The 26,370-nt window shown below is 39.3% G+C and carries 21 protein-coding genes and 1 tRNA gene; 16 read left to right on the top strand and 6 right to left on the bottom strand.

Translation table 11 applies throughout. The annotated features are described in order from the left end of the window. Positions 1 to 11 precede the first annotated feature (11 nt). The 12 genes from hutH to HUS24_RS13480 all read left to right on the top strand — a co-directional run bounded on the left by hutH (position 12) and on the right by HUS24_RS13480 (position 11,590). A complete protein-coding gene (hutH, locus tag HUS24_RS13425) occupies positions 12 to 1,562 on the top strand; it encodes a histidine ammonia-lyase (protein ID WP_173912584.1) in 1,551 nt (516 codons plus the stop codon). A gap of 3 nt (positions 1,563 to 1,565) precedes the next feature. Beyond that, positions 1,566 to 1,985, top strand: coding sequence for a thioesterase family protein (locus HUS24_RS13430; protein ID WP_173912431.1), 420 nt, complete (start codon positions 1,566 to 1,568; stop codon positions 1,983 to 1,985). A gap of 103 nt (positions 1,986 to 2,088) precedes the next feature. Next, the gene (locus HUS24_RS13435) at positions 2,089 to 2,673 is read left to right on the top strand and encodes an outer membrane lipoprotein carrier protein LolA (RefSeq protein ID WP_173912585.1); all 585 of its coding nucleotides are present in this window, start codon (positions 2,089 to 2,091) and stop codon (positions 2,671 to 2,673) included. Then, complete coding sequence (locus HUS24_RS13440; RefSeq protein WP_173912432.1) at positions 2,648 to 4,972, top strand: MMPL family transporter; 2,325 nt, start codon at positions 2,648 to 2,650, stop codon at positions 4,970 to 4,972. Before HUS24_RS13435 ends, HUS24_RS13440 begins: the two co-directional genes overlap by 26 nt. 14 nt (positions 4,973 to 4,986) lie before the next feature. Then, positions 4,987 to 6,285 carry an NAD(P)/FAD-dependent oxidoreductase gene (locus HUS24_RS13445; protein ID WP_173912586.1) on the top strand — a complete coding sequence of 433 codons (1,299 nt, stop codon included), beginning with the start codon at positions 4,987 to 4,989 and terminating at the stop codon, positions 6,283 to 6,285. Beyond that, a complete protein-coding gene (locus HUS24_RS13450) occupies positions 6,285 to 6,839 on the top strand; it encodes a DUF3261 domain-containing protein (protein WP_173912433.1) in 555 nt (184 codons plus the stop codon). Before HUS24_RS13445 ends, HUS24_RS13450 begins: the two co-directional genes overlap by 1 nt. A 7-nt stretch (positions 6,840 to 6,846) precedes the next feature. After that, positions 6,847 to 8,046, top strand: coding sequence for a beta-ketoacyl-[acyl-carrier-protein] synthase family protein (locus HUS24_RS13455; protein ID WP_173912434.1), 1,200 nt, complete (start codon positions 6,847 to 6,849; stop codon positions 8,044 to 8,046). After that, the gene (locus HUS24_RS13460; protein ID WP_173912435.1) at positions 8,043 to 8,465 is read left to right on the top strand and encodes a 3-hydroxylacyl-ACP dehydratase; all 423 of its coding nucleotides are present in this window, start codon (positions 8,043 to 8,045) and stop codon (positions 8,463 to 8,465) included. The genes HUS24_RS13455 and HUS24_RS13460 overlap by 4 nt, the downstream gene beginning before the upstream one ends. 33 nt (positions 8,466 to 8,498) lie before the next feature. After that, complete coding sequence (locus HUS24_RS13465) at positions 8,499 to 9,224, top strand: 3-ketoacyl-ACP reductase FabG2 (protein ID WP_173912436.1); 726 nt, start codon at positions 8,499 to 8,501, stop codon at positions 9,222 to 9,224. Continuing rightward, positions 9,224 to 10,459, top strand: a complete 1,236-nt coding sequence (locus tag HUS24_RS13470) for a beta-ketoacyl-ACP synthase (RefSeq protein WP_173912437.1) — start codon at positions 9,224 to 9,226, stop codon at positions 10,457 to 10,459. The genes HUS24_RS13465 and HUS24_RS13470 overlap by 1 nt, the downstream gene beginning before the upstream one ends. A 4-nt stretch (positions 10,460 to 10,463) precedes the next feature. Continuing rightward, positions 10,464 to 10,898 (top strand): excinuclease, encoded by a 435-nt coding sequence (locus tag HUS24_RS13475; protein WP_173912438.1) that lies wholly within the window; start codon positions 10,464 to 10,466, stop codon positions 10,896 to 10,898. A gap of 38 nt (positions 10,899 to 10,936) precedes the next feature. Further along, entirely contained in the window at positions 10,937 to 11,590 is a 654-nt protein-coding gene (locus tag HUS24_RS13480) for a 4'-phosphopantetheinyl transferase superfamily protein (protein WP_173912439.1), read from the top strand. Positions 11,591 to 11,660: 70 nt separating this feature from the next. Here the strand turns inward: HUS24_RS13480 and secF are convergent, their stop codons facing one another. The 5 genes from secF to HUS24_RS13505 form a co-directional block, all read right to left on the bottom strand. Further along, positions 11,661 to 12,644 (bottom strand): protein translocase subunit SecF, encoded by a 984-nt coding sequence (secF, locus tag HUS24_RS13485; RefSeq protein ID WP_173912440.1) that lies wholly within the window; start codon positions 12,642 to 12,644, stop codon positions 11,661 to 11,663. 7 nt (positions 12,645 to 12,651) lie between these two features. After that, positions 12,652 to 14,550: a protein translocase subunit SecD gene (gene secD / locus HUS24_RS13490; RefSeq protein ID WP_173912441.1), complete on the bottom strand. Its 1,899-nt coding sequence runs from the start codon at positions 14,548 to 14,550 to the stop codon at positions 12,652 to 12,654. 53 nt (positions 14,551 to 14,603) lie between these two features. Beyond that, positions 14,604 to 14,933: a preprotein translocase subunit YajC gene (gene yajC, locus HUS24_RS13495; protein WP_065994295.1), complete on the bottom strand. Its 330-nt coding sequence runs from the start codon at positions 14,931 to 14,933 to the stop codon at positions 14,604 to 14,606. A 129-nt stretch (positions 14,934 to 15,062) separates the two neighbouring features. Next, positions 15,063 to 16,193, bottom strand: coding sequence for a tRNA guanosine(34) transglycosylase Tgt (tgt, locus tag HUS24_RS13500; protein WP_173912442.1), 1,131 nt, complete (start codon positions 16,191 to 16,193; stop codon positions 15,063 to 15,065). A 274-nt stretch (positions 16,194 to 16,467) separates the two neighbouring features. Further along, positions 16,468 to 16,554, bottom strand: a tRNA-Leu gene (locus tag HUS24_RS13505). Between the two features lie 173 nt (positions 16,555 to 16,727). Here HUS24_RS13505 and queA point away from each other — a divergent pair. After that, positions 16,728 to 17,765 carry a tRNA preQ1(34) S-adenosylmethionine ribosyltransferase-isomerase QueA gene (gene queA / locus HUS24_RS13510; protein ID WP_173912443.1) on the top strand — a complete coding sequence of 346 codons (1,038 nt, stop codon included), beginning with the start codon at positions 16,728 to 16,730 and terminating at the stop codon, positions 17,763 to 17,765. 88 nt (positions 17,766 to 17,853) lie between these two features. Here the strand turns inward: queA and HUS24_RS13515 are convergent, their stop codons facing one another. Then, positions 17,854 to 20,088 (bottom strand): NADP-dependent isocitrate dehydrogenase, encoded by a 2,235-nt coding sequence (locus tag HUS24_RS13515; protein WP_173912444.1) that lies wholly within the window; start codon positions 20,086 to 20,088, stop codon positions 17,854 to 17,856. A gap of 1,067 nt (positions 20,089 to 21,155) precedes the next feature. Here HUS24_RS13515 and HUS24_RS13520 point away from each other — a divergent pair. From HUS24_RS13520 to HUS24_RS13530, 3 genes are all read left to right on the top strand, one after another. After that, positions 21,156 to 22,436, top strand: a complete 1,281-nt coding sequence (locus HUS24_RS13520) for a sensor histidine kinase KdpD (RefSeq protein ID WP_173912445.1) — start codon at positions 21,156 to 21,158, stop codon at positions 22,434 to 22,436. Positions 22,437 to 22,578: 142 nt separating this feature from the next. Next, on the top strand, positions 22,579 to 25,329 hold the full coding sequence (gene glnE, locus HUS24_RS13525) for a bifunctional [glutamate--ammonia ligase]-adenylyl-L-tyrosine phosphorylase/[glutamate--ammonia-ligase] adenylyltransferase (RefSeq protein WP_173912446.1): 2,751 nt from the start codon (positions 22,579 to 22,581) through the stop codon (positions 25,327 to 25,329). Between the two features lie 26 nt (positions 25,330 to 25,355). Continuing rightward, the gene (locus HUS24_RS13530) at positions 25,356 to 26,282 is read left to right on the top strand and encodes a branched-chain amino acid transaminase (protein WP_171531997.1); all 927 of its coding nucleotides are present in this window, start codon (positions 25,356 to 25,358) and stop codon (positions 26,280 to 26,282) included. Positions 26,283 to 26,370 lie beyond the last annotated feature (88 nt).

A 26,370-nucleotide genomic window follows, 5' to 3' on the forward strand; every position in this document is an offset into this window, starting at 1 on the left:
AAAATAACAATATGCAAGTTTTAGTGGTCGGGGAGCAAGCATTAACAATCGAACAGATTGTGGCTGTAGCACAAAATCGTTGTCGTGTAGCACTGCCTGAAACAGCAGAATGGCGAAATTTGATTCAACGTGGCGCAGATTTTCTTGATCAATTGTTAGACGAGGAAGGCGTAATCTATGGTGTGACTACAGGATATGGCGACTCCTGTCTTGTGGAGATTCCAGCACATCAAGTATATGAATTACCATTACATTTATCACGTTTCCATGGCTGTGGTTTAGGGCAAAACTTAGATTTGGTCACAGCACGTGCGGTCGTGGTGACACGTTTATGCTCTTTGGCACGTGGTTATTCGGGTGTGTCATTGGCATTGTTAGAACGTCTGGTATGGATGCTAAATGAAAATATCACTCCTGTGATTCCATCAGAAGGCTCAGTCGGCGCAAGTGGAGATCTGACCCCATTGTCCTATATCGCTGGGGCTTTAGTGGGAGAGCGTGATGTTTATTTGCACTCACAACAGCGTATTGTCCCGATTCACGAAGTCTATGCAGATTATCAGATGGATGCTTTGGTGCTACGTCCCAAAGAAGGTCTGGCACTGATGAACGGTACTGCGGTAATGACCGCAATTGCTTGCCTAAACTATAAAAAAGCTGAGCAAATTTCTTTAACTAGTAGCTTGGTAACCGCACTGAATGTTTTGGCTTTAGAAGGTAACCCAAGCCATTTTGATGAAGTGCTATTTGCACAAAAGCCACATCAAGGACAACAACATATTGCTTCACAATTACGCAGTTGGTTAAACAGTGAAGTACAAACAGCACACCAAAGCCCACGTTTGCAAGATCGTTATTCATTACGTTGTGCACCACATATTATTGGGATTTTTGAGGATTCTAAACTGTGGTTACGTCAGTTTATTGAAAATGAACTGAACTCAAGCAATGATAATCCATTGATTGATCCAGTGAACTTGCGTGTTTTACATGGCGGGCATTTTTATGGTGGACATATTGCCCAAGCGATGGACAGTTTAAAAATCATGATTGCCAACATTGCTGACTTGATGGATCGACAGCTTGCTCAATTGGTCGATCATAAGATGAATCATGGTTTACCACGGAATTTAACGGGCTCAAGTCTTGAGCGTTTACCACTTAATCATGGCTTTAAAGCGGTACAAATCGGGGTGTCCGCTTGGACAGCAGAAGCTTTAAAACAAACACTCGCAGCTTCAATTTTTTCACGTTCTACCGAATGTCATAATCAAGACAAAGTCAGTATGGGGACGATTGCAGCACGTGATGCCAGTCGTGTGATTTTATTAACTGAGCAAGTGATGGCAGCACTTTGTTGTGCCGCAGTACAAGCCATTCAACTTAAAGGCTTATCTGAAGAATTAGGCGACGTTTTAACGCAGTTCCAACATTGGGTGCTTGAAAGCTTCACTTTTGTAGAGGAAGATCGTCCTTTACAACAGGACTTACAACGTTTGGTGAATCGTTTTGAGCAATTTGATTTGTTAAAGGCCGATGATCAACAGTTGAAATGGAGTTAAGTTATGCATGCTGATGTGATTATTGAGATTCCATTTCATGATGTGGATACCATGAATATTGTTTGGCACGGACATTACATCAAATATTTTGAAATTGCGCGTTGTAAATTACTAGATGAGTTTCAATACAACTATGTGCAAATGAAAGCATCAGGTTATGCGTGGCCAGTGATTGAAAGTTATGTACGTTATGTACAAGGCATCGAGTTTCAACAAAAAATACGGGTACGTGCCATTTTAAAAGAATGGGAAAATCGTTTGAAAATCGAGTATCAAATTTTCGATGCTGATTCAGGTAAGCGTTTAACCAAAGGCTTTACTTCACAAGTTGCAGTTCATATTGAAACGCGAGAAATGTGTTTTCAATCACCGCCTGTTTTGTTTGAGCGTTTAAATGCATGGTCGGCTTTTCAGCCTGCTTAGCTTGAGTGGAGAGAAATTTTTTATGCAAAATATCAGAATTCAATCTCAAGCATTTTCTATATGGAAGTTCTTGCTGAGCTGTGTATGTACTGCGATTGTTTGCATGACATTTTCAACCGTAAGTTTTGCACAGGATACGCAAGTCGGTCAGATTTTTAAGCAATTGTCAGCTACCCCGACAGTACGTGCACATTTCCAACAACAAAAGAAACTTGCATCTTTAAATAAAACCTTTGTTTCCAATGGAACGGTTTTATTTTCTAAACAAAATGGGGTCTTGTGGCAAATTCAAAGTCCAGTACAAGCCAGTTTGATTGTGACACCGAAAAAATTAGTACAAAAAACTCAGCGGACCTTTAGCCAAATTGAAATTGATAAATCACCCTATGGTTCAGTAGCGACCATGTTTTTACAGCTTATGTCAGGCAATGAAGCAGCATTGGCGAAAAACTTTAATGTGGTTTCTGCAAATTACTCACCAACACAGTGGAATGTGACGCTTACGCCAAAGAGTAGTTTATTTAAAAAATTATTTGTGCGTGTCGATGCGCAAGGGCAGCGTTTTGTTGATCGTATTGTGATTACTGAAAAAGCCAATAATGCAACCAGTATTCAATTTAGTCAGCATACGACTCAACCTGTTCAAATGATGGCGAGTGAAGATGCACTTTTCAAGTTGGCAAAATAAATTTACCGCGCTTTGGGTTGCTGTATTATTGATCGTGGTAACCAGTTTAGCTTATGCATGGTTGCAACGTGATATTCATATTCAAACCAATATCTTTGCTTTATTGCCAGAGGAAAAACAAGATCAGGCTTCCGAAAAAACACAAAAATATGTCAGCGAACAACTGAATAATAAAGTTTTTTTGGTGATTGATGCACCCAATGATCAAGTGATGCAACAAGCAACGGATTTGCTCAAGCAGCGTGTGGCTGAAACACAATTATGGCAACCTTTAAAGCCGCAGTTAGACACAGAAAAATTTGCACAAACCTTATATCAGCATCATGCAGGCTTGATCAGTGCTGACGATATTGCATTGTTAAAACAACAAGATTATGCCAGTTTAACTGAGCAAGCCTTGTTGCAAATCATGAGTCCTGGTATGCCGATCAGCGCTGATTTGTTGCAAAAAGACCCTTTGTTGTTATTTCCTCGTTTTGCCATGAATTTGTCAAATCAGAAAACTGATCAAACGATTGAGATGGAACAGGGCTTTGCAACCATTCATGATGAAAAAGGCAATTCTCGTTTTTTTAATTTAGAGCTGACGCAAAGTCCTTATAATATTGATTATCAAGAAAATACAACGGCTTGGATGCAACAGTTCGATGCTGAGTTAAATAAAATCGGAGCAAAGAGTCATTGGACAGGCACACTCTTATTTTCAAGTTTTGGAACCCAATCGGCTGAAAAAGAAATTTCCACGATTGGTCTGGGTTCAAGTCTCGGTGTGTTGTTGTTGGTTTGGTTTGGTTTTCGGTCTTTGCGTCCGATGTTGACTGAGTTTGTCGCGGTCAGTAGTGGATGTTTGCTGGCATTTGCAGTCACACATGGGTTATTTGGTGAAATTCATCTGATGACGTTGGTTTTTGGCGCAAGTTTGGTCGGGGTATGTGTCGATTTCTCTTTTTATTTTATGGCGTTGCAGTCGCAACATCCTAAAGTAAACGGTTTTAAGGTACTTAAACCTGTATTGCCCAGTTTATTCATGGGCTTGATGACGACTTTAGTTGCCTACGTGTTTTTAACATTTACTCCATTTCCAGGCTTTAAACAAATTGCGGTATTCTCAATCGTGGGGTTAAGTGCGGCGTGGCTGACCAGTATTTTATTACTTCCTCGTTTGAAGGCACTGAATGCACAACCAGCGATTAACACTTTGGGTTTTATTGGGCGTATACGTGACTATGTGCTCAGTCATAATCGATTACGTTTTGGCATGATTGCAGTGATTGCGGTAGTGTCGAGCAGCAGTCTTTATTTTTTGAAAGCCAATGATGACATTCGTAATTTACAAAGTATGGATCAAAAGCTGAAACAAGAAGATCACTATGTCCGTGAGCGTTTTGGGCAACAGCAAAGTAGTGATTATTTTGTGATTCGTGCCAAAAATCAGACTGAACTTGAACAGCTTGAGCAAGGATTGTTAACAAAATTAAAGCAGTTGCAACAGCAAGGACAGTTGAAAAGTGTGCAAGCCATTGGACAATCTGTCCCTTCTTTGGCAATACAACACGCCAATATTCAGCTTTTACAACAGATTCCAAAAAGTGAATTGGTGAACTATGCCAAAGCCATGCAGCTCAATGTACAAGATGTAGTACGTTGGCAGCAGCAACTGGCACAACAGCCATTATTAAGTTTATCCGCTTTTACGCAACATCCCTTGGCATTTTTACAAGTAAATGATCATGAACGTTTGGTGATGGTGCAAGGTGTACAGCAGGCACAAGCATTCACACAATTACAAACAGCGCAAATTCAATTTTTACAACCTGTGAGTAGTTTATCTGCATTATTTCATGAGCATCGTATTCAAGCGCAGTATCTACTACTTTATGCTTTGATTGCATTGCTGATCGGTTTAGGCGTGATCTATGGCATGAAAGCGATTATTGCGTTGATATTACCTGTGAGTTTGGCGTTGTTGAGTACTTTCGCTGTACAGGCATGGCTGGGTGTAGAAATTAATTTATTCAGCATCATGGGGACATTTTTGATTATTGGGATTGGGGTAGATTATGCGATTTTCTATCGACATGGGCATGATCATCCACAAGTTGTTGGAATGGCGTTATTTTTATGTATGATGTCAACTTTACTTGGTTTTGGTTTATTGTCTTTTAGTCATACCTATGCCATTCATTGTTTTGGTTTAACTGTTTTATTTGGCGTTATATTTTCATTTATCTACGCTACAATTTTTACTAAAGCAGATAATAAACATCGTATTATTTTACAGAATCAGCAAGATAGCTGAGATTGGGGGACATGATGAATTCAATTCAGCAAACAGATGTATTAATTATAGGGGCAGGACCTTCGGGCAGTTCAGCAGCCGCATTATTAAGAAAAAAAGGCTATGCGGTTACGATTATTGAGAAACAGTATTTCCCACGTTTTTCGATAGGCGAATCTTTACTTCCACAGTCGATGGTATTTTTAGAGGAAGCCGGTTTATTAGATACCATTAAAAATCATGTTGAAGAACGTGCATTTCAATTTAAAAATGGAGCAGCTTTTTTAAAAGGTCAGCAACGCAGTTTCTATGATTTTACTGAAAAGTTTAGCGAAGGACCTGGCACGACATGGCAAGTGCGACGTGCGGATTTTGATCATTTGTTGGCACAGCAAGCTGAGCAACTTGGTACGGAAATTCGTTTTGGGCATGAAGTCGTGGCAGTAGATGTAGCGTCTAAACATCCTATTTTAACAGTTAAAAATGAACAGGCTGAACAATATCAAATTCAAGCTAAATTTTTATTAGATGCCAGTGGCTTTGGACGCATTTTACCGAAATTTTTAGACCTTGAAAGTCCGTCAGATTTTCCTGTACGTCGTGCTATTTTTACCCATATTGAAGATGGGATTTTGAATGATCCTGATTTTGATCGTGAAAAGATTTTAATTACCGTACATGAAAAAGACCCACGTGCATGGTATTGGTTGATTCCTTTTGCAGATGGGCGTGCATCATTTGGTGTGGTGGGAGAGCAAGATTTCTTTGACCGCTATCAATTTGATGATGCTAGTCCTGAAACATTGCAGGCGACATTTACCCGTATTTTAGCGGACGATACTGCTTTGTCATATGTCCTTCGTAATAAGAAGTTTGATACACCAGTGCGGACTTTGGTGGGGTACTCTGCTGATGTTAAACATTTAGCTGCAGAAAACTATGCATTACTCGGTAATGCAGGCGAGTTTTTAGATCCTGTATTTTCTTCGGGTGTAACCATTGCCTTAAAATCTTCGAGTTTAGCCGTACCTTTGGTGGAGCGTGTTATTCAAGGTGGACAGGTAGACTGGATGCAAGAATATGAAAAACCATTACGTAAAGGGATTCAAGTATTTCGTGCTTATGTAGAGGCATGGTATGACGGTGAGTTTCAAGATGTGGTTTTTTCAAAAAATCAGAATGATAAAATTCGTCGTATGATTGCATCGTTACTTGCAGGTTATGCGTGGGATGATAAAAATCCAATTCATAAAAATGCCAAACAGCGCTTAAGTACGTTGGCGGAATACTGTCGAGAAGGGCAATCACAAGTGGCTATGGCTGGGATTGAATAATGCCGAATACGTGGAAGAAGTGTGCTTTAACTTTGTTGATGCTCATACCATTGAGTGCTTGTCAGCAGCTTTTGCCTAAAGCGCAAGGTTTAGCCACTGCGCAATGGACTGCACAACATTATCAACGTCAAGACCAAGTTGAAGTCCAGTGGAAAGAGCATAGTTTTAGTTTTTTACTCTACCAAGAGCAAAAAGGTAAACACTTGGATTTTTTAGCGCTGAGTTTGACTGGACAGCAGTTGTTTAAATTGCATTTTGATGGTCAAAAAGTCACTGTAGCGCAACGCATTGATGCGATGAAGTTGTTGCCTTTTGAGTTTGTCGTTCGTGATATTTTATTTGCAACTTATCCACAGTTTATTGAACAGCCACCTGAACATGTTCAAGTAAATAAGCTTAAAACAAGTAATGGCTTTGCTCAGGAAATTGAAATCAATCAACAAAAAGTATTAAATATTCGCCATACAACAGCGCAGACTGATTTGGAAAATTTGCAAGTACCTTATCAAATGGTGTTTAGCGAAGTAGTCAATACTTTAGAAAATAATGAGTAAAATCCGAATGTCTGAACAGATAGATGCTAAATATCCTGCAGTGGGAATTCAACTCAGCATTGGTTTGTCTGCTTTGGGTGCGGATGCGCTACAGATGCAACAAGCATTGACCCAAACGGAGAATACACTGAGTTTAAGCGCAGACTTTATTCTAGATAAAAAAGTTTGGGTTGGTGCATGTCCAGTGGCTTTAATTGAATCTGTGCCAGAAAGTTTAAAACCGATTGAAACTCGAAACTTACGTTTTACTTTAACTGCTTTGCAAGCTATCGAAGCTGAGCTACGTTCATATACTGCCCAATTTGACCCTAAACGTTTAGCAATTATCATTGGAACCTCAACGTCAGGGATTGCGGACAATGAGCCTATCCTACAACGTCATTTTCAAGGGGATCAAACAGTTCAAGTCCTGCAAAAAAAACAGGAAATGGGTAGTTTAGCCAAAGCCTTACAACAATATTTGGCTTGGGAAGGTGTGGCGTATACCATTTCGACGGCGTGTTCTTCGAGTGCCAAAGCTTTTGTAGCAGGACAACGTTTGATCAATGCGGGACTGGCTGATGCGGTTTTAGTTGGTGGTGTCGATACCTTATGTAAACTCACCTTAAATGGCTTTGATAGCTTAGAAAGTTTGTCCAATGGTATTTGTCAGCCATGTGGACAACACCGAGATGGTATTAATATTGGTGAAGCGGCTGTTTTATTTTTGTTGAGTAAAGAAACTGCACCTGTCATGTTGATGTCAGCAGGTGAGTCGATGGATGCTTGGCATATTTCAGCGCCACATCCTGAGGGGCTTGGTGCCGCCAAAGCCATGCAAACCGCATTAGAGATGGCAAATATCCAAGCACAAGAGATTGGTTATTTAAATTTGCACGGCACCGCAACCCCACAAAATGATGCAATGGAAATTAAAGCGGTACAGCAAGTATTTCAAGATTACCTTGTGCCACTGAGCAGTACCAAACATAAAACGGGGCATTGCTTAGGTGCAGCAGGGGCGATTGAAGCACTGATTTGTACACAGGTATTACAAGACCAAACATGGTTACCGTTACATCAATCTACTATTTTTGATGTTGAGATGGATGAGCAAAATTTTGTAGAAAATGCAAAATTACCTCATAAAATAAGCTATGTTATGTCGAATTCTTTTGCTTTTGGGGGAAGTAATATCAGCTTAATCTTTGGAACAAAATTGTCATGAATACATTACCAAGTTTAGATGCAATAGATTTTATTCCCCATCAAAAACCGATGGTGTTTATTGATGATTTGGTGGAGATTGGGGAAAATTATGCTGTAGCACAGTTAAGCATTCGCCCTGAACTCATGTTTTGTGAAGCACAAGGTTTACCGACATGGTCAAGCATTGAGTTAATGGCACAAACCATCAGTGCTTATGCAGGTTCGCAAGGTCAAAAGTTAGGACAAACACCCAAAATAGGATTTCTTTTAGGTACACGAAAATTACATTTACCTGTGCCATTTTTTGCAATCGGCGAGATCGTGACAATCCGAGCAGAACGACAATATTTGCATGAAGGATTGGGACAATTTGCCTGTGAAATTTCTTATCAAGGCCATACAATCAGCGCTATATTGAGTGTATATGAACCTGAATAACAACAGTAAAATTTAAAAGATTAGGATATGCGTGTGACAAGACGAATTTTAGTAACGGGGTCAAGCCGAGGTATTGGAAAAGCCATTGCATTACAACTCGCACAAGCAGGCTTTGATGTAACAGTACATGCACGTGCTAGAAAAGCAGAAGCGGAACAAGTGGTTGCTGAAATTCAAACAATGGGACGTAACAGTCATGCAATTTTATTTGATGTGACTGAGCGCGCTCAAGTTCAACAATTATTAGAACAAGACATTGCTGAACATGGTGCATTTTATGGTGTGGTACTGAATGCTGGACTTACGCATGATGGTGCTTTTCCTGCATTGACCGACAATGATTGGGATGAAGTGATTTCGACTTCATTAGATGGTTTTTATAATGTATTAAAGCCTTTAGTGATGCCAATGATTCGTTTGAAAAAAGGCGGACGCATCGTGACCATGTCTTCTGTTTCCGGGGTTATGGGGAATCGTGGACAAGTGAATTATAGTGCAGCTAAAGCTGGATTGATGGGTGCAACTAAAGCATTAGCTCTGGAATTGGCAAAACGTAAAATTACCGTGAACTGTGTAGCACCCGGTTTAATTGAAACAGAAATGGTTAGTGACGAAGTCCAAGAACATGCTTTGAAAATGATCCCAATGCAACGTATGGGACAGGTAGATGAAGTTGCTAAGGTCGTGAAATTCTTATGTAGTGACGATGCTAGTTATATCACACGCCAAGTCATTTCTGTCAATGGAGGCTTGATCTGATGAAACGTGTTGTCGTGACAGGTATGACAGGGATTACTTCACTGGGTGAGACCGCTGAAGCGATTTTTGCACAATTTGCTGCAGCAAAAAGTGGCATTCGTTATATGCCTGACTGGGAAGTTTTTGCAGATTTACGTTGTAAAATTGCAGCGCCTGTTCTTCATTTTGATATACCGAAGCATTTTAATCGTAAAGTAACTCGTGGAATGGGCCGTGTGGCGTTGATGTCGGTGATTAGTGCTGAAAAAGCTTTGATCGATGCCAATTTGTTGAATGATCCAATTTTACAAAATGGCGAGACAGGTGTGGCATTTGGTTCTTCAGCTGGAAGTGTGGACGCTGTAGCTGAGTTTGGTGCAATGTTATTAGAAAATAACATGAGCAAAATGAATGCGACGACTTATATTCGAATGATGTCGCATACCAGCGCAGTCAATATGACGGTATATTTTGGCTTAAAAGGACTGACTTTACCCACTTCAAGTGCTTGTACTTCTGGTTCTATGGCGATTGGTCAAGCTTATGAAGCCATTAAATATGGCAAACAAACCGTAATGCTTGCAGGAGGTGCTGAAGAACTCAGTGCAGCAGGTTGTGCTGTCTTTGATGTTTTACTTGCAACCAGTAGTATGAATGAGCACCCTGAAAAATCACCACGTCCATTTGATCAAAATCGAGATGGTTTAGTGGTAGGGGAAGGTGCTGGCTGTCTAATTTTGGAAGAATATGAACATGCTAAAGCACGGGGCGCTAAAATTTATGCTGAAATTATCGGGTATGGTAGCAATACCGATGGTCAGCATGTGACACGACCCGATTCAGAAATGATGGGGCGTTGTATGCAGTTGGCGCTTAAAGATGCAGAAATTTCTGCTGAACAAATTGATTATGTGAATGCTCACGGGACTTCTACGGATCAAGGAGATATTGCTGAAACACAAGCCACAGCACGTATTTTAGGACGTAAACCGATTAGTTCGCTGAAAAGTTATTTTGGGCATACATTGGGTGCCTGTGGTGCAATTGAAGCATGGCTTAGTCTAGAAATGATGCAAAGGCAACAATTTATTCCTACATTAAATTTAGAAAATATTGATTCACTTTGTGGAGATTTAGATTATATTGTGGGGCAAGCTCGAACAATAAATGCCGAAATATTGATGAGCAATAATTTCGCTTTTGGAGGTATTAATACTTCCATTATTTTCAAAAAAATAGATCACAAACAAGGGTAATCACATGTCTATTAAAAATATTTGTATCGCTTTAACTTTGGGGTTAAGTGGCATGGCTTCTGTGCAGGCTGCAGATTCAATGCATCAGTTTAATTTTAAAGAAGCTGTTGACCGCGCTGTTGCCGATGGCGCTTTGGATGGTTCTGTAAAGTTCTATTTAGCAGGGACGAAATCAGGTGGTCAGGTACTAGAAAAAGGTTTAGTCACCAATAAAAAAACCAATGGTTTTGGTAAGTCTGCTGAAAATGCTTGTGATCATGTATTACGCTCAGCATTGATCCAATTCCAAAATACTGCAAAATCTCGTGGAGCGAATGCTGTCACCAACATCACAAGTTTTTATAAATCAAATGAAACACGTAGTACTACAACGTATGATTGTGCGAAAGGTACAGCAGTTGCAGGTGTTGCACTAAAAGGTGATATTGCAAAACTCTAAGTCGAATTTAATTTAGAAAATGCAAAATGATTGAGCCAATGAAAAATAGAACGATCCAAATCCATGTTCAAGCATTGGCTCAACTGATTCCTTTAGCACAAGAAAATTTTGAAAAACTATCTGACTTTAATTATTATAAAAAAAATCAAATTTATCAGCAGCGCAATCAATACCTATCTACATTTTTACAGCAGAATATTTCAGATCAAGACATACACAAAACTGAATTTGGTAAACCTTATTTAAATCAATTTGAAAATGTAGCCTTTAATCATTCACATAGTCAAAATCATTATGCTTTGGCGATCTCTCAACAAATGCAAGACATTGGTGTGGATATTGAGGATTTAGATCGAAAAGTACGCTTTGATGCGCTCGCCAAACATGCTTTTCATCCACAAGAATACCAAACTTGGCAAGATTTAGACTGTGATACAGAATATTGGTTTAAGGTGTGGACGACTAAAGAAGCCGTATTAAAAGCTTCAGGTTTGGGAATCCGTTTGAGTTTGAATGCGTTGAATACGCACGTACATTCATTTGAAAATGGCGGTATTTGTTCACACCCATTGATTGGGGTGTTTGCCTATCAGAATTACCGTTTGCCACATTGTATGCTTACGATTGCATGGCGTTCAGAACATTCATGCAAAGGTTTTGCTTTTCCGCAGATTGAAATTATCTCGCATTAACTTTATTGATTTTTCAAAACTGAGTCATAAAAAAGCTCATCCGAAGATGAGCCATTTTTAAAATACCGTATTAATGTGGAATTTGTTCTTCATCTTCAAACTCAGGTTTGACCTGAACAATGAAATCTTGACGATTTAGACCACGCCATAAAGCGAAGGCTGTACCGATATAAATAGAAGAATATGTCCCGACAAAAACACCGATGAACATTGCAACTGAGAACCATTTTAAACCATCACCGCCCAAGAACATCATGGCAAGTACCACGAGTAACAGCGTCATAGAGGTGTGAATGGTACGACGTAATGTTTCCGTCAATGCAGAGTTCACGACTTCAAGTGGACTTGCGCCACGAATTTTACGGAAGTTTTCACGGATACGGTCAGATACAACGATGTTATCGTTGAGTGAGAAACCGATCAATGCAAGGATGGCAGCCAAAACTGTTAAGTCAAATGGCCATTGCATCATCGCAAAGATACCTACAGTCACGATCACGTCATGTAGTAAGGATAATACTGCACCTAAGGCCAATTTAAACTCAAAGCGAATCGTTACGTATACCAACATCAGTAACATCGCTAAAGCGACAGCGCCTGCAGAGCGGATATACAGCTCATTGCCGACTTGTCCACCAACAGAGTCTACTTTATGTACTTTAGCAGGGTTGTTTGGTAATTGAACTGCTTTGGTCAAGGCATTATTTAAGTCTTCAACATTAATATCTTGTACAGGCATCCGCACAATCAAATCTTTATTTGAGCCTAAAGTTTGCACAACTGCATCTTTAAAGCCAGCTTTGTCTAAGGTGCTAATCACTTCTGCGGGTTTTGCTTCCTGTTGATAGTTTAATTCAGCAGAAACACCACCTGTGAAGTCTAAACCGAGATTTAGACCCTTGGTCACGATAAAGAAAATACTTGCAATGGTCAGGATGATTGAGAGGATTGCCGCAGGTTTGGCAATCTTCATAAAGTTTATGACTTTTTCATCATCAGGACGACCATACTTTTTGGTTTTCGGCGCTTCAGGTTGAGTCACATCAGTCATCATTGATCTCCTATATGCTCAACTTTTTCAAGTTGCGTTTTTTACCATAAATGATTTGGACAATTGCACGTGTTACTGTAATCGCAGTAAACATTGAGCAAACGATACCAATCATCAAGGTAACAGCAAAGCCTTTAATTGGACCTGTACCAATCGCAAACAAGATAAAAGCAACCAAGAAAGTGGTTAAGTTCGAGTCAAAAATGGTGTTATATGCTCGATCATAACCTGCCACAATCGCCTGTTTCGGGGAGGCACCCCACCGCATTTCTTCTCGTATTCGCTCACAGATCAGTACGTTGGCATCGACAGCCATACCGATTGTGATTACGATCCCTGCAATACCCGGTAAGGTGAGGGAAGCACCAATCCACGACATGATCGTGAGGAGCATAGCAAGGTTAACAACCAGAGCAAAGTCAGCAATTAAACCAAATACACGGAAGAACACCACCATCCAAATGGCAACAAGGATGAAACCAACCTGAGTTGATAATACACCTTTATCAATATTTTCTTGACCAAGGCTTGGACCGACCACACGTTCTTCTACAAAGTACATTGGCGCAGCCAAAGCACCTGCACGAAGCATTAGCGCAAGTTCAGCCGCTTCTTGTGGAGAGTCTAAACCTGTGATACGGAACTGTGAGCCGAGTACTGCTTGAATGGTTGCCGCATTAATGACAACAGATTCGGTAAATGGAGTACGTACTTCAGTTTGTACACCAGTGGTTGGGTCTGTGATGTATTCAATTTTTTGTTTATTTTCAATGAACAATACAGCCATACGTTTGCCGACAGCATTACGTGTGGCATCTGCCATCAGTTTACCGCCTGCATTATCCAAAGTAATGTTTACTTCAGCACCGCCAGTATCTTGGCTAAAACCACTTGACGCATTTTGAACACGTTCACCCGTTAAGATACGGTTACGGTTCAAGAGTAACTGTTTGCCACTGTCTAATGACTCATAAGCAAATAATTCTGTGCCCGGTGGAACAGCTTGACCGTTAGATGCGCCATTTGGAATAACGTATTGATCATTTAAATCAGAGACTAAACGGAATTCTAAGTTTGCAGTACGACCTAAGACACGTTTTGCTTCAGCAGTATCTTGAACACCCGGTAATTCAACCACGATACGGTTGCTACCTTGACTTTGTACCAAGGCTTCAGCCACACCCAACTCATTAATACGATTACGTAAAGTCGTTAAGTTTTGATCTAAAGCATAAGATTGAATTTCTTGCTTGGTTGTATCGTTATAGGTCAGTTTAAGACTAGAACCAGTTTCTGTTGCAAGCGCTTGTTGATTGTACTTATTCCCATCACGACGTAGAAAATCCATTGCAGCAGCACGATCATCGTTATTGGCAAATAACAAAGTAAGTGTGTTGTTATTTAACGTTAAGCTATTAAATTTAATTTTTTGCTCACGTAAATCACGACGTAGATCGGTTGCAGATGTTTCCATACGCTGTGCAATTGCTTTGTCCATATCTACTTCAAGTAGGAAATGAACACCACCACGTAAGTCCAGACCAAGTTTCATTGGTTTCGCACCAATTTTTTGTAGCCATTCTGGTGTGGTTGGCGCAAGGTTCAGCGCAACAACATACTCTTCACCTAAACCTTTACGCAAAGCTTCTTGGGCTTTGAGTTGGGCATCGGACGAACTTACACGCAACAATGCGGCATTGTTGGTAAAAGTGTTGTCATGAGTGGCAATATTGTCACTCTTTAATATTTGCTCTGCTTTTTGTATGACAGACTGATCAATCTGCGTACCAGCCTTGGCACCAGAGATCTGAACAGCAGGTTCATCAGGATACAAACTTGGCAGAGCATATAATGTACTGATCACAAGAACAACAAGGATCAGTAAATATTTCCATGCAGGGTAACGCATTCGCTTTCTTCTTAAAATTAAAAAAGTCGTGCGAGGGCACGACTACTTTATGATTAAAGGTTATTTAATGTGCCTTCAGGGAGTACTGAAATAACACTTGCACGTTGTATTTTTACTTCATTACCACGGTTGAGTTCAATTACTGCAAAGTCACCGTCAATTTTTGTCACACGACCCATTAAGCCACCTGCAAAAACCACTTCACTGCCTACACCCAAGCTGTCGATCAGTGCACGATGTTCTTTGGCACGTTTTGCTTGAGGACGCCAGATGAGGAAATAGAAGATTGCAACAAAAACAGCAATCATCAATAAGTTAGCCATCATGCTTGGACCTTGTGCAGGTGCATCAGCTGCATGAGCAGCAGAAATAAATAAACTCATTTTAGTTTCCTAAAGTTAAATAACTGGTGTCAAAAACATGACATTTAAATTGACTTGTTTTGCAATTTACATGGTCTTGTGCCTCAGCGCAAATCTTGCTGCATGAAAAATGCATCATCATTTTAAGATTTAGTCGGCTGGGCAAGGTGGAACTTCTAAACCACGGCGTTGATAAAAGTCTGTGACGAAATCATCAAAGGTGCCATTGTCCAAAGCATCACGAATATCTTGAGTAAAGCGTTGATAATAACGCAAGTTGTGGATCGTCCCGAGCATTGACCCTAACATTTCGCCACATTTTTCTAAATGGAATAAATAGGCACGGGTAAAGTTTGTACACGTATAACAATCACAATGTGGGTCAAGCGGACTTTGATCATGACGATACTTGGCATTACGGATACGCACTAAACCATCAGTCACAAAATAATGACCATTTCGTGCATTACGGGTCGGCATAACGCAGTCAAACATATCAACACCACGACGAATTGCTTCAACGATGTCTTCTGGCTTACCTACACCCATCAAATAACGTGGTTTATCTTCTGGCATTTTTGCAGGCAGATAATCTAAGACTTTGATCATTTCTTCTTTCGGTTCACCAACGGATAAACCACCGATTGCATAACCATCAAAGCCGATTTCGAGTAAACCATTTAAAGATTCATCACGTAAATCTTCATACATGCCGCCTTGGATAATACCAAACAATGCATTGATATTTTTTAGTTCATCATGGTGATGGGTCTTACAACGTTTTGCCCAACGCAGTGAAAGTTGTAATGACTTTTGTGCTTCTTGGTGCGTCGCAGGATAAGGCGTACACTCATCAAAAATCATCACGATATCTGAGTTTAAAGTTTTTTGAATTTCCATAGAAATTTCAGGAGATAAAAATACTTTTGAACCATCAATCGGTGAGCGAAAGGTGACGCCCTCTTCTTTGATTTTACGCATCGCACCTAAGCTAAAAACTTGGAAGCCACCAGAGTCAGTTAAAATAGGTTTGTCCCATTTAATAAACTCGTGCAAGCCGCCATGTTCTTGAATTACTTCAAGTCCTGGACGTAAGTATAAATGGAAAGTATTGCCTAAAATAATTTGTGCTTGAATTTCTTCAATGTCACGCGGCAACATGCCTTTAACAGTTCCATATGTTCCTACAGGCATGAATACAGGAGTTTCAACCACGCCATGCGCTAAGGTTAAACGACCACGACGGGCACGCCCCGACTGACCTAATTTTTCAAACTTCATAAATGACCTAAATCTGGCGAAAAAACAGTTCGCTGATTGATTTGCTGCAAAAGGCGGTTATTTTCCCATGTTTTGATGGTGAATTGCTAGTCATGTTAAAGACTAAATATGAATTGAAAATGAATGGATAGCATAAGCTTACAAATAAATCATCTTAGTAAATAGCACAAATTGTTTGTAGGAAAATCACTTTTATATTGTAACTTGTTAATATTATTGGAGATAATAAAAAAGCCCTCAAGTCTTAATGTGCTTGAAGGCTTTTTATTTCATATGGTCCCGAGGGTCGGACTCGAACCGACACGTCATCGCTGACAGTGGATTTTGAGTCCACCGCGTCTACCAATTTCACCACCTCGGGAGAGGTTGTGTGGCTATAATAGCGTTTTTCAGATCATTGTCAATCAAGAAATTTTACATTTGTTTAATTTTAATTCATATGTGAATTTTTTGGATTAAAAATCGGCAATTTCTACGATCAAGCATAAAAAAGACTATACTACACCGAGTTTTATTTCTAATCTTTTGTGTTTTATGCAACTTTCTGACTTTAATTTTGATCTCCCTGACGAGCTGATTGCTCGTTATCCTTTAGAAACTCGCAGTGCTTCACGCTTATTGCATTTAAATGCAGATGGTACTTATCAAGATCACCATTTTACAGACATTCTTGATCTATTCGAAGAGGGTGACTTAATGGTGTTAAATGACACCAAGGTGATGAAAGCACGCTTAAAAGGTAAACGTGCCACAGGTGGTGCGGTTGAGGTTTTAGTAGAGCGTATTTTCGATCAAACCATTGCACATTGTCATATTAAAGCCAGTAATTCACCCAAAGCAGGCGCTGAATTATTTATTGGTTCAGATGAAGTAAAAGTCACTGTGACAGGTCGCCATGAAAATTTATTTGTGGTTGAGTTTTCACAACCCATTTTACAAGTTTTGGATGCTTATGGTCAGCTTCCAATTCCACCATATTTTAATCGCGAAGCGGAAGCGATCGACACAGAGCGTTATCAAACAGTATTTAATGATCCGACCAAACTTGCTAGTGTTGCTGCGCCAACAGCGAGTCTGCATTTTGACCAAGAACTTTTGGCAAAATTAGCGCAAAAAGGGGTAAATAAAACCTTTGTGACTTTGCATGTTGGTGCGGGCACATTTTTGCCTGTGCGTACGACAGATATTGAAAATCATATTATGCACAGTGAATGGTGTGAAGTATCAGAAGCTGCCGCAAAAATGATTCAGGAAACCCAAGCACGTGGCAATAAAGTGATTGCCATTGGAACAACGGCAACACGGGCGGTGGAAAGCGCAGCACAAGCGTGTGGTGGAAAAATTGGCGCTTGGACAGGAGATACGCAGATCTTTATTTATCCAGGTTATCAGTTCTGTATTGTGGATTGGTTAATTACCAATTTTCATTTACCTGAATCTACTTTGCTTATGCTAGTTTCAGCATTGTCGAGCAAAGAAAATATTTTGAAAGCATATCAACATGCGGTAGAAAATAAATATCGCTTTTTTAGTTATGGTGATGCGATGCTGATTGAAAAAGCATCTGTTTAATTTTTATATTGAAATTGAGCAATAAAAAAACCGATGCAATTGCATCGGTTTTCTTTTACGCTACTAAATGATTTAGTGTTGTATTCACTTATTTAGCTGCTTCAAGTGCCGCATTGAATGTTGCGCTTGGACGCATTACTGCACTTACTTTTGTAGGATCAACGGCATAGTAACCACCGATATCCGCAGCTTGACCTTGAACTTCTGCAAGCTCAGCAATAATTTTCTCTTCATTTTCAGCAAGTGTTTTTGCAAGAGGAGCAAATTTTGCTTTTAATTCAGCATCTTCATCTTGTGCTGCAAGCGCTTCAGCCCAGAATTTAGACAGATAGAAATGGCTGCCACGATTGTCTAACTCACCTGTACGGCGTGAAGGTGACTTATCATCGTCAAGCAATTTATCTGTTGCTTCATCTAAGGTTTTAGCAAGAAGTTTTGCACGTGGATTGTCTTCTTTAATGCCCATTTCTTCTAAAGAAGCAGCAAGTGCTAAGAACTCACCAAGAGAATCCCAACGTAAGTGGTTTTCTTCAACAAGTTGTTGTACGTGCTTAGGTGCAGAACCACCAGCACCTGTTTCGTACATGCCACCACCTGCCATTAACGGCACGATAGAAAGCATTTTCGCAGAAGTACCAAGCTCCATAATTGGGAACAAGTCTGTTAAGTAGTCACGTAAAATGTTACCAGTGACAGAAATCGTATCTAAACCACGCGCAACACGTTCAAGCGTATAACGCATTGCACGGACTTGTGACATGATTTGAATATCTAAACCAGTAGTATCATGGTCTTTCAAATAAGTTTGAACTTTTTTGATGAGTTCATTTTCATGTGGGCGGTATGGGTCAAGCCAGAAGATTGCAGGCATACCAGAGTTGCGCGCACGTGTTACAGCAAGTTTTACCCAGTCACGGATCGGTGCATCTTTCACCTGACACATACGCCAGATGTCGCCTTGTTCCACGTTTTGTGACATTAACACTTCACCAGTTTCTAGGTCAGTGATATTTGCCACACCAGCTTCAGAAATTTCGAAAGTTTTGTCGTGTGAACCGTATTCTTCAGCTTTTTGCGCCATCAAACCGACGTTTGGTACTGTACCCATAGTACGTGGGTCAAAGTTGCCATTCCATTTACAGAAATTGATCATTTCTTGGTAAATACGTGCAAATGTTGATTCAGGCATTACTGCTTTACAGTCATAAGGTTTGCCGTCAGCACCCCACATTTTACCACCACCACGGATCATTGCAGGCATAGAAGCATCAACAATCACGTCATTTGGTGAATGGAAGTTAGTGATGCCTTTTGCAGAATCTACCATTGCAAGTGCAGGGCGGTGTTCTTGGCATGCATGTAAATCTTCGATGATTTCTTCACGTAAAGATGTTGGTAAAGTTTCGATCTTTTCATAAAGACCCGCCATACCATTGTTTACGTTAATACCAAGCTCATCAAACAATTTTGCATGTTTTTCAAAAGCTTCTTTATAGTAAATTTTCACACAGTGACCGAAAACGATCGGGTGTGAAACTTTCATCATGGTTGCTTTAACGTGTAAAGAGAACAAAATACCTGCTTCTTTACAGTCGTCTAATTCTTTTTCATAGAAATCACAAAGTGCTTTCTTGCTCATGAACATAGAATCAATAATTTCGCCGTCTTGCAGTGCAACTTTTGGCTTAAGAACGATGGTTTCACCATTCTTGGTTACTAATTCCATTTTCACGTTGCGTGCACGGTCTAAAGTCATAGACTTTTCGCCATGATAGAAGTCACCATGATCCATGTGTGAAACGTGAGTTTGTGACCACTGTTTCCATTCACCCATAGAATGTGGGTGTTTTTTCGCATAGTTTTTCACAGCAGCAGGTGCACGACGGTCAGAGTTACCTTCACGCAATACTGGGTTTACAGCAGAACCTAAACATTTGCTATAACGTGCTTTGATTTCCTTTTCTGCTTCAGTGGTTGGATTTTCTGGATAATCAGGAATCGCAAAACCTTTAGATTGAAGCTCTTTGATACATGCTGTTAATTGCGCAACAGATGCACTAATATTCGGAAGTTTAATGATATTCGTATCAGGATCTTGAGTAAGACGACCTAATTCTGCTAGGTTATTTGGAACCTTTTGTTCATCGTTTAGGTAGTCTGTAAATTCTGCAAGCACACGTGCAGCGACAGAAATATCGGTTTTCACGATTTCTACGCCAGCGGGCTTAGTAAAGGTCTCAATGATCGGCAGTAGTGAATAAGTCGCCAATAACGGCGCCTCATCGGTCAGTGTGTAAATGATAGTTGACTTTCCACCAGCCATATATAGCCCCTTGCTTTGGATTATGTTTTTGAGGACTAAACTTGTGGTTCAGTCCCTACGAACCGATTTGCTTAAATAAAAACATTGAAAGTATCAATGTTCCTTGCATTTCAGTCAATGTAATATCTAGTGATAACGACATTTCGCTAGGAAATGATACTATGCTTGCATGACTAATCTATTGCGTGATCTACCATATTTGTTTCAAAATTGAAAAAAGTCTTCAGTTTCTAACAAATATAACGACATAAGCAAATAAATAAGTGATGATTTTGAGGTTTTAAGTTGAATGCTTTACAAGCGATAGGTATTTCTTATTTTTATCTTGTAAGACAAATTCGAGTTAAAACTTGATCTGTGCTCATCAGAGAATACAGATTCATCAATTTATAAAGCTAAAATTACAATATAATAGTATAGCAGATTTTGTTTACTAAAGCTTAATTCAAAGCTAAGTTATTATTTCACATTTAAAGTTTTAAAATAGTCAAGAATTTTTTTCTATAGGGATTCTTAAAGCATTTGTTATTTATATTTTAAAGATACATTTAAAGCTGAATAAAGGATAATGAAGTAAATATAAACAAAGTTATTAACATAAAATCAATTCAGATAAGCAAAATAACTGGGTAGAACTGACCTTATTTCAAAAAATTCTAAGCGTTGTTAAAAATAGTCAAAGCCTTTCTAAGTTGATCCTCATAATTCACCAATAACTATAAACACAATCACAAACTTTAAATTTTTGTTGAAAATATATGCAAAAACAAATAATTTGTTGCTAAATATATCAAGTTTAATTTTGTGTAATAAGAGAAAGATATATCAAAAAATAGAGGTTTAAAGTTTATAAAAATTTAATATGTTATATTTAAATTTTTGTTTTATATCTTGATATTTTTTTATTATTAAATAGTTGATTGGGGTAAACTTTATTTTTACTTGGAAATAATTATAGATAAATGGCTATATAATTTCATAATTATTGTTGCTATATTATAAAACGTAAAATCATGTAAAGCGTTAATAGTTACATTTTAGCCATTTTAAAAAATAATGAGGCAGCCATGAGATTAAAACTCTTAGAAATGGGGCAGGCTGATAAGCTGAGCGCATGTAAACTATCATTATTGCTTGGTGTATTAAATCCACAAAACTCTGTTGAGCGATTTTTACGCATTTCAAGGAAGTTATTAAATATCGAAAAAGCGGTGATTTCGTTCGTGGATGAACCTTATGTTTGGTATTCTACTCAGAATGAATTTAAAGCTTTTCAAGCTAGCCCAGAGGCAAACCTACATTTTTATTTTAATAACCAAAAAATAATAGATTCATCTCATGAAAATTATGCAAAATTTTCACAACATATCGTCAAGATTGGGGTAGATCATCAACGCATTGTTTGTTTTGATTTAAGAAAAGATGAACACACTTCATTTGGGCATGTCACTTTTTTTGATGATCATGATGCTGAACTTGATCAAGAATGCTATGTCTTTGTACAAGATATTATTCAAGGTTTGATTAAAGCCATTGAAACACATGCAGAATATGAAGAATTAAAAGAACGCTATGAACAACAATTGGCATTAAATTTTAGTAAAACTAAATTTTTCCAAATTATTGCGCATGATCTAAGAGCTCCATTTCATGGTTTGCTTGGTTTTTCAGAAGTTTTGTCGCAAGAGCGTGATAGTTTGGATGATGCCAGCGTAAAAAATATTGCCGAATATTTATATGATACGGCTCAATCAACTTATAACTTATTAGAAAATTTACTGAATTGGGCAATGGCAGAAGGTGGACGTTTTGTCTATCACCCAATTAATTTTAAACTTAAACAAAGTTCTAAAATTGTATTTGATGTTTTAAATAGCCTTGCGATTAATAAAAATATTCGCCTCATCGATGATATTTCAGATGAACTAAAAGTCTGTGGCGATATCAATATGATCACCTCAGTATTGCAGAATCTTGTGTCGAATGCGCTTAAATTTACACGTGTCGATGGAACAGGATATGTACGTATGTCGGCAAGACCGATCAGTCAAGGTGTGGAAATTCTGATTCAGGATACAGGTTTGGGCATGACCGAAGCTCAGATGCAGAGTATCTTTGAACCTGAGCTCAATGCAAGCTTTAAAGGAACAGCAGGTGAAAAAGGTACAGGTTTAGGTTTGGTATTGTGTAAGCGTTTTGTTGATTTAAACCAGGGGACGATTTCTGTCACTTCAAAAATGGGGGAAGGGACAACATTTAAAGTCATACTGCCTGAAGCTAAAAATGTTCATCAAGCTTTGGTGACTGAGCAACGTGCAGCGCAAGAAATGAATCCTGTGGTAAATTAAAGCTTAAGCAAGGTTTCTCTTGGTTTCATGAGAAATTTTTGCAATGCCACTCTAAGCTAAATAATAATTAAAATATTGCCCCTAAACTTATTTGTACCTGTTATAAATATAAGCGTTAATTCAAAGTATAGGCTCTTTTCCGATGAACGCTGAGCAGTTGCAAAAAACCTTACGTGCAAGTCAGTACGCAGAACAAGTATTAAGTTTACATCCAGCTTTTTTAGAACAAGATTACGCGCTAGATCAGTTTCAGTGTTCGCTTACAACGGAAAAGATTCATCAACTCGTACAAGAAACTTTGGCTGATCTTACAGATGAAACCCAATGGATGAAAGCCATTCGTATTTTACGTGCACGGTTAATGTTTCGTTGGATTTGGCAAGATGCCAATCAACTCACTGATGTTGTGACGTTGACCCAAGAATTGTCGGATTTTGCTGATGCCAGTATTAACGCTGCCAAGGATTTTGCACGCATTCCGTTGCTGGCGAAACATGGCGAACCGATGGGTTACAACGGAAAAGTGCAAGACTTAATTGTGATTGCCATGGGGAAATTAGGCGCACAAGAGCTGAATTTATCCAGTGATATTGATCTAATTTTTGCCTTTGATGAACAAGGTGAAACTAATGGTCGTAAGTGTATAGATGTACAGCAATTTTGTATCCTGTGGGGGCAAAAGCTGATTTATTTACTGGAACACATTACCGCAGATGGTTTTGTATTCCGTGTTGATATGCGTCTTCGTCCTTGGGGGGATGGTTCGGCACTAGCCATTAGTCATGTCGCTTTGGAAAAATATCTTAGTCAGCATGGACGAGAATGGGAGCGCTATGCATGGATTAAGGCACGGGTTGTTTCTGGAGGTAAAGAGGGTGATGATTTATTAGAAATGACCCGTCCTTTCGTGTTCCGTAAATATGTCGATTACACTGCTTTTGAAGCGATGCGTGAAATGAAAGCCATGATCGAAAGGGAAGTGGCACGTCGTAATATTTCAGATGATATAAAACTTGGTGCAGGCGGAATTCGTGAAGTTGAGTTTATTGTTCAAGTCTTTCAGTTAATTTATGGTGGTTCAAAATTAGAGCTACAAGATCGTCAATGTTTAGTAAGTTTGCAGCATTTAGGTGAAGTGGGGCTACTCGATGAGCAAGCCGTGATTGATTTAGAAGATGCGTATTTGTTTTTACGCCGTTTAGAACATGCCATTCAAGCTTTAAATGACCAACAAACTCAGTCTTTACCGACAGAAATTGATTTGCGTAAGAGGATTATTGAAACTTTGGGCTTTGCCACATGGCAACAGTTTCTTGACGTTTTAAATGAAAAACGCAGTAAAGTCATTTATCAGTTTGAGCATTTAATTAAAGAAAAAGGACATGATTCTCCTTCAGAAAACTTTAGCCAACTGGAACAGCAATTGGATGATGTGCTTGATGAGCATGCTAAAAACTTAATTCATGAATTTTGGTATGGGCATGCCATTAAAAAACTGCCCGCCAAAGCAGTACAACGTTTAAAAGAATTTTGGCCACATTTGATCGAAGCCGTTTTACAGTCTGACAAACCGCAAATGGCATTGGTGCGCTTAATGCCACTGGTAGAATCGGTAATGCGCCGTACTGTGTATTTGGTGATGTTGATTGAAAGCAAAGGGGCATTGCAACGCTTAGTTAAAATGGCGACAGTAAGTCCATGGATTTGTGAGGAGCTCACCCATTATCCTGTATTGCTAGATGAATTTTTATCCATGGATTTTGAATTACCCAAACGCAAAGATTTGGAAGATTCGCTTCGTCAGCAATTATTGCGCATTGAAATTGATCAAGTCGAAGATCAAATGCGAGTGTTACGTTTATTTAAAAAATCCAATGTGTTAACCGTTGCTGCCAGTGATGTACTTGCCGAAAGTCCTCTCATGAAAGTATCGGATGCTTTGACCGATATTGCCGAAGTTTCTGTGATCGCCACTTTAAATTTAGCCTATCAAATGGTGGCAAAACGACATGGTTATCCTTTGGATGCAGAAGGGCAACGTTGTTCACTGGATCACATTGCTTTTGCAGTCATTGGTTATGGCAAAGTGGGGGGGATAGAACTAGGTTATGGCTCTGATTTAGATTTGGTCTTTATTCACTATATGGATGAACAAGCCGATACCGATGGTCAGAAAGTTATTAGCGGTTTTGAGTTTGCCATGCGTGTAGCACAAAAGTTTATGTCACTGATGACCACGCAAACTTTAGATGGACGGGTTTATGAAGTCGATACACGTTTACGCCCTTCAGGTGAGGCAGGATTACTGGTCACAAGCTTAAAAGCATTTGAACAATATCAACTCAAAAGTGCTTGGGTGTGGGAACATCAAGCGATTGTACGTGCTCGCTCAATTGCAGGTGAAACCACACTACGAGCAAAGTTTGAAGAATTACGTTGTAGGATTCTAACTTTGCCTAGAGAAGAGCAATCTGTTCGCCAAGAAGTACTCAATATGCGTCAAAAAATGAAAGATCATCTTGGTTCTTCTAAAGAGCAGAAAAAAGATGGAATTTTTCACTTAAAACAAGACGCAGGTGGTATCGTTGATATAGAATTTATGGCACAGTATGTGGTGTTAGCCTGGAGTGGGACGAATCCTGATCTCGCCCATTATTCCGACAATGTTAGAATTCTTGAGGATGCCGCAAAGGCAGGTTGCTTATCCAGTGACGATGTATCCGCTTTGATTCAAGCTTATCTCAGTGAACGCGCCGAGAGCCATCGCTTAGCCCTTGCAAACCATAATATGCAAGTCAGTGCAGCCGATTGGCACGATACCCGAGAGGTCGTTTGCAAGTTGTGGCAAAGATTAATTGATCCAACAGCGACTTTCGCTTTGGAAAGTGAATAATTGTGTAAAAATTTGGAGTGTGTGCCATGAATTTGGCTGATCGTGATGGTTTTATTTGGCAAGATGGACAATTGGTTGACTGGCGTGAAGCAAAAACTCACGTCTTAACGCATACATTACATTATAGTATGGGTGTGTTTGAGGGTGTCCGTGCCTACGAAACTCCGAATGGAACGGCTATTTTCCGTTTAAAAGAACACACAAAGCGTTTATTAAATTCTGCAAAAATTTATCAAATGAAAGTTCCATTTGATCAAGCAGCATTAGAACAAGCTCAAATCGATGTGGTTCGTGAAAATAAATTAGCATCTTGCTATTTGCGTCCAATTATTTTTATTGGTTCAGAAAAGCTCGGGATCGCAGCAACAGACAATACTATTCATGCAGTGGTTGCGGCATGGAGCTGGGGTGCTTACCTTGGTGAAGAAGCAATGGCGAAAGGTATTCGTGTTAAAACCTCGTCATTTACACATCATCATCCAAACGTGACCATGTGTAAAGCAAAAGCATCAGGTAACTACACCTTATCTATTCTTGCGCATCAAGAAGTTGCACACTCAGGCTATGATGAAGCAATGCTTTTAGATCCACAAGGGTATGTATGTCAAGGTTCTGGCGAAAATGTATTCTTGGTACGTGATGGCGTGATTCATACGCCTGATATCGCTGGTGGTGCATTAGATGGGATTACCCGTCAAACGATCATTACCATTGCCAAAGATTTAGGCTATGAAGTGGTTGAACGTCGTATTACGCGTGATGAATTCTATATCGCTGATGAAGCATTCTTCACAGGTACAGCGGCAGAAGTTACTCCAATCCGTGAATATGATGATCGTCAAATTGGTGAAGGGGTTCGTGGTCCAATCACTACTGAAATCCAAAAAGCTTACTTTGATGCTGTTCAAGGAAAAAATCCTAAATATGCAGACTGGTTAACTTACGTAAAATAAGTTGATCGGTTAAGATGAAAAGGCGAAGCTTAAGTTTCGCCTTTTTTGTTTTTGAATGCTTAAGATTAAGTAAATTGAAGGATGTTTT

Source organism: Acinetobacter sp. Marseille-Q1618, from assembly GCF_902809855.1.
Lineage (GTDB): Bacteria > Pseudomonadota > Gammaproteobacteria > Pseudomonadales > Moraxellaceae > Acinetobacter.

Excerpts from the sequence above, each read along its gene's own strand:
- hutH (WP_173912584.1), top strand. The coding sequence starts at position 12 with ATGCAAGTTTTAGTGGTCGGGGAGCAAGCATTAACAATCGAACAGATT.
- HUS24_RS13430 (WP_173912431.1), top strand. The coding sequence starts at position 1,566 with ATGCATGCTGATGTGATTATTGAGATTCCATTTCATGATGTGGATACC.
- HUS24_RS13435 (WP_173912585.1), top strand. The coding sequence starts at position 2,089 with ATGACATTTTCAACCGTAAGTTTTGCACAGGATACGCAAGTCGGTCAG.
- HUS24_RS13440 (WP_173912432.1), top strand. The coding sequence starts at position 2,648 with ATGCACTTTTCAAGTTGGCAAAATAAATTTACCGCGCTTTGGGTTGCT.
- HUS24_RS13445 (WP_173912586.1), top strand. The coding sequence starts at position 4,987 with ATGAATTCAATTCAGCAAACAGATGTATTAATTATAGGGGCAGGACCT.
- HUS24_RS13450 (WP_173912433.1), top strand. The coding sequence starts at position 6,285 with ATGCCGAATACGTGGAAGAAGTGTGCTTTAACTTTGTTGATGCTCATA.
- HUS24_RS13455 (WP_173912434.1), top strand. The coding sequence starts at position 6,847 with ATGTCTGAACAGATAGATGCTAAATATCCTGCAGTGGGAATTCAACTC.
- HUS24_RS13460 (WP_173912435.1), top strand. The coding sequence starts at position 8,043 with ATGAATACATTACCAAGTTTAGATGCAATAGATTTTATTCCCCATCAA.
- HUS24_RS13470 (WP_173912437.1), top strand. The coding sequence starts at position 9,224 with ATGAAACGTGTTGTCGTGACAGGTATGACAGGGATTACTTCACTGGGT.
- HUS24_RS13475 (WP_173912438.1), top strand. The coding sequence starts at position 10,464 with ATGTCTATTAAAAATATTTGTATCGCTTTAACTTTGGGGTTAAGTGGC.
- HUS24_RS13480 (WP_173912439.1), top strand. The coding sequence starts at position 10,937 with ATGAAAAATAGAACGATCCAAATCCATGTTCAAGCATTGGCTCAACTG.
- secF (WP_173912440.1), bottom strand. The coding sequence starts at position 12,644 with ATGATGACTGATGTGACTCAACCTGAAGCGCCGAAAACCAAAAAGTAT.
- secD (WP_173912441.1), bottom strand. The coding sequence starts at position 14,550 with ATGCGTTACCCTGCATGGAAATATTTACTGATCCTTGTTGTTCTTGTG.
- yajC (WP_065994295.1), bottom strand. The coding sequence starts at position 14,933 with ATGAGTTTATTTATTTCTGCTGCTCATGCAGCTGATGCACCTGCACAA.
- tgt (WP_173912442.1), bottom strand. The coding sequence starts at position 16,193 with ATGAAGTTTGAAAAATTAGGTCAGTCGGGGCGTGCCCGTCGTGGTCGT.
- queA (WP_173912443.1), top strand. The coding sequence starts at position 16,728 with ATGCAACTTTCTGACTTTAATTTTGATCTCCCTGACGAGCTGATTGCT.
- HUS24_RS13515 (WP_173912444.1), bottom strand. The coding sequence starts at position 20,088 with ATGGCTGGTGGAAAGTCAACTATCATTTACACACTGACCGATGAGGCG.
- HUS24_RS13520 (WP_173912445.1), top strand. The coding sequence starts at position 21,156 with ATGAGATTAAAACTCTTAGAAATGGGGCAGGCTGATAAGCTGAGCGCA.
- glnE (WP_173912446.1), top strand. The coding sequence starts at position 22,579 with ATGAACGCTGAGCAGTTGCAAAAAACCTTACGTGCAAGTCAGTACGCA.
- HUS24_RS13530 (WP_171531997.1), top strand. The coding sequence starts at position 25,356 with ATGAATTTGGCTGATCGTGATGGTTTTATTTGGCAAGATGGACAATTG.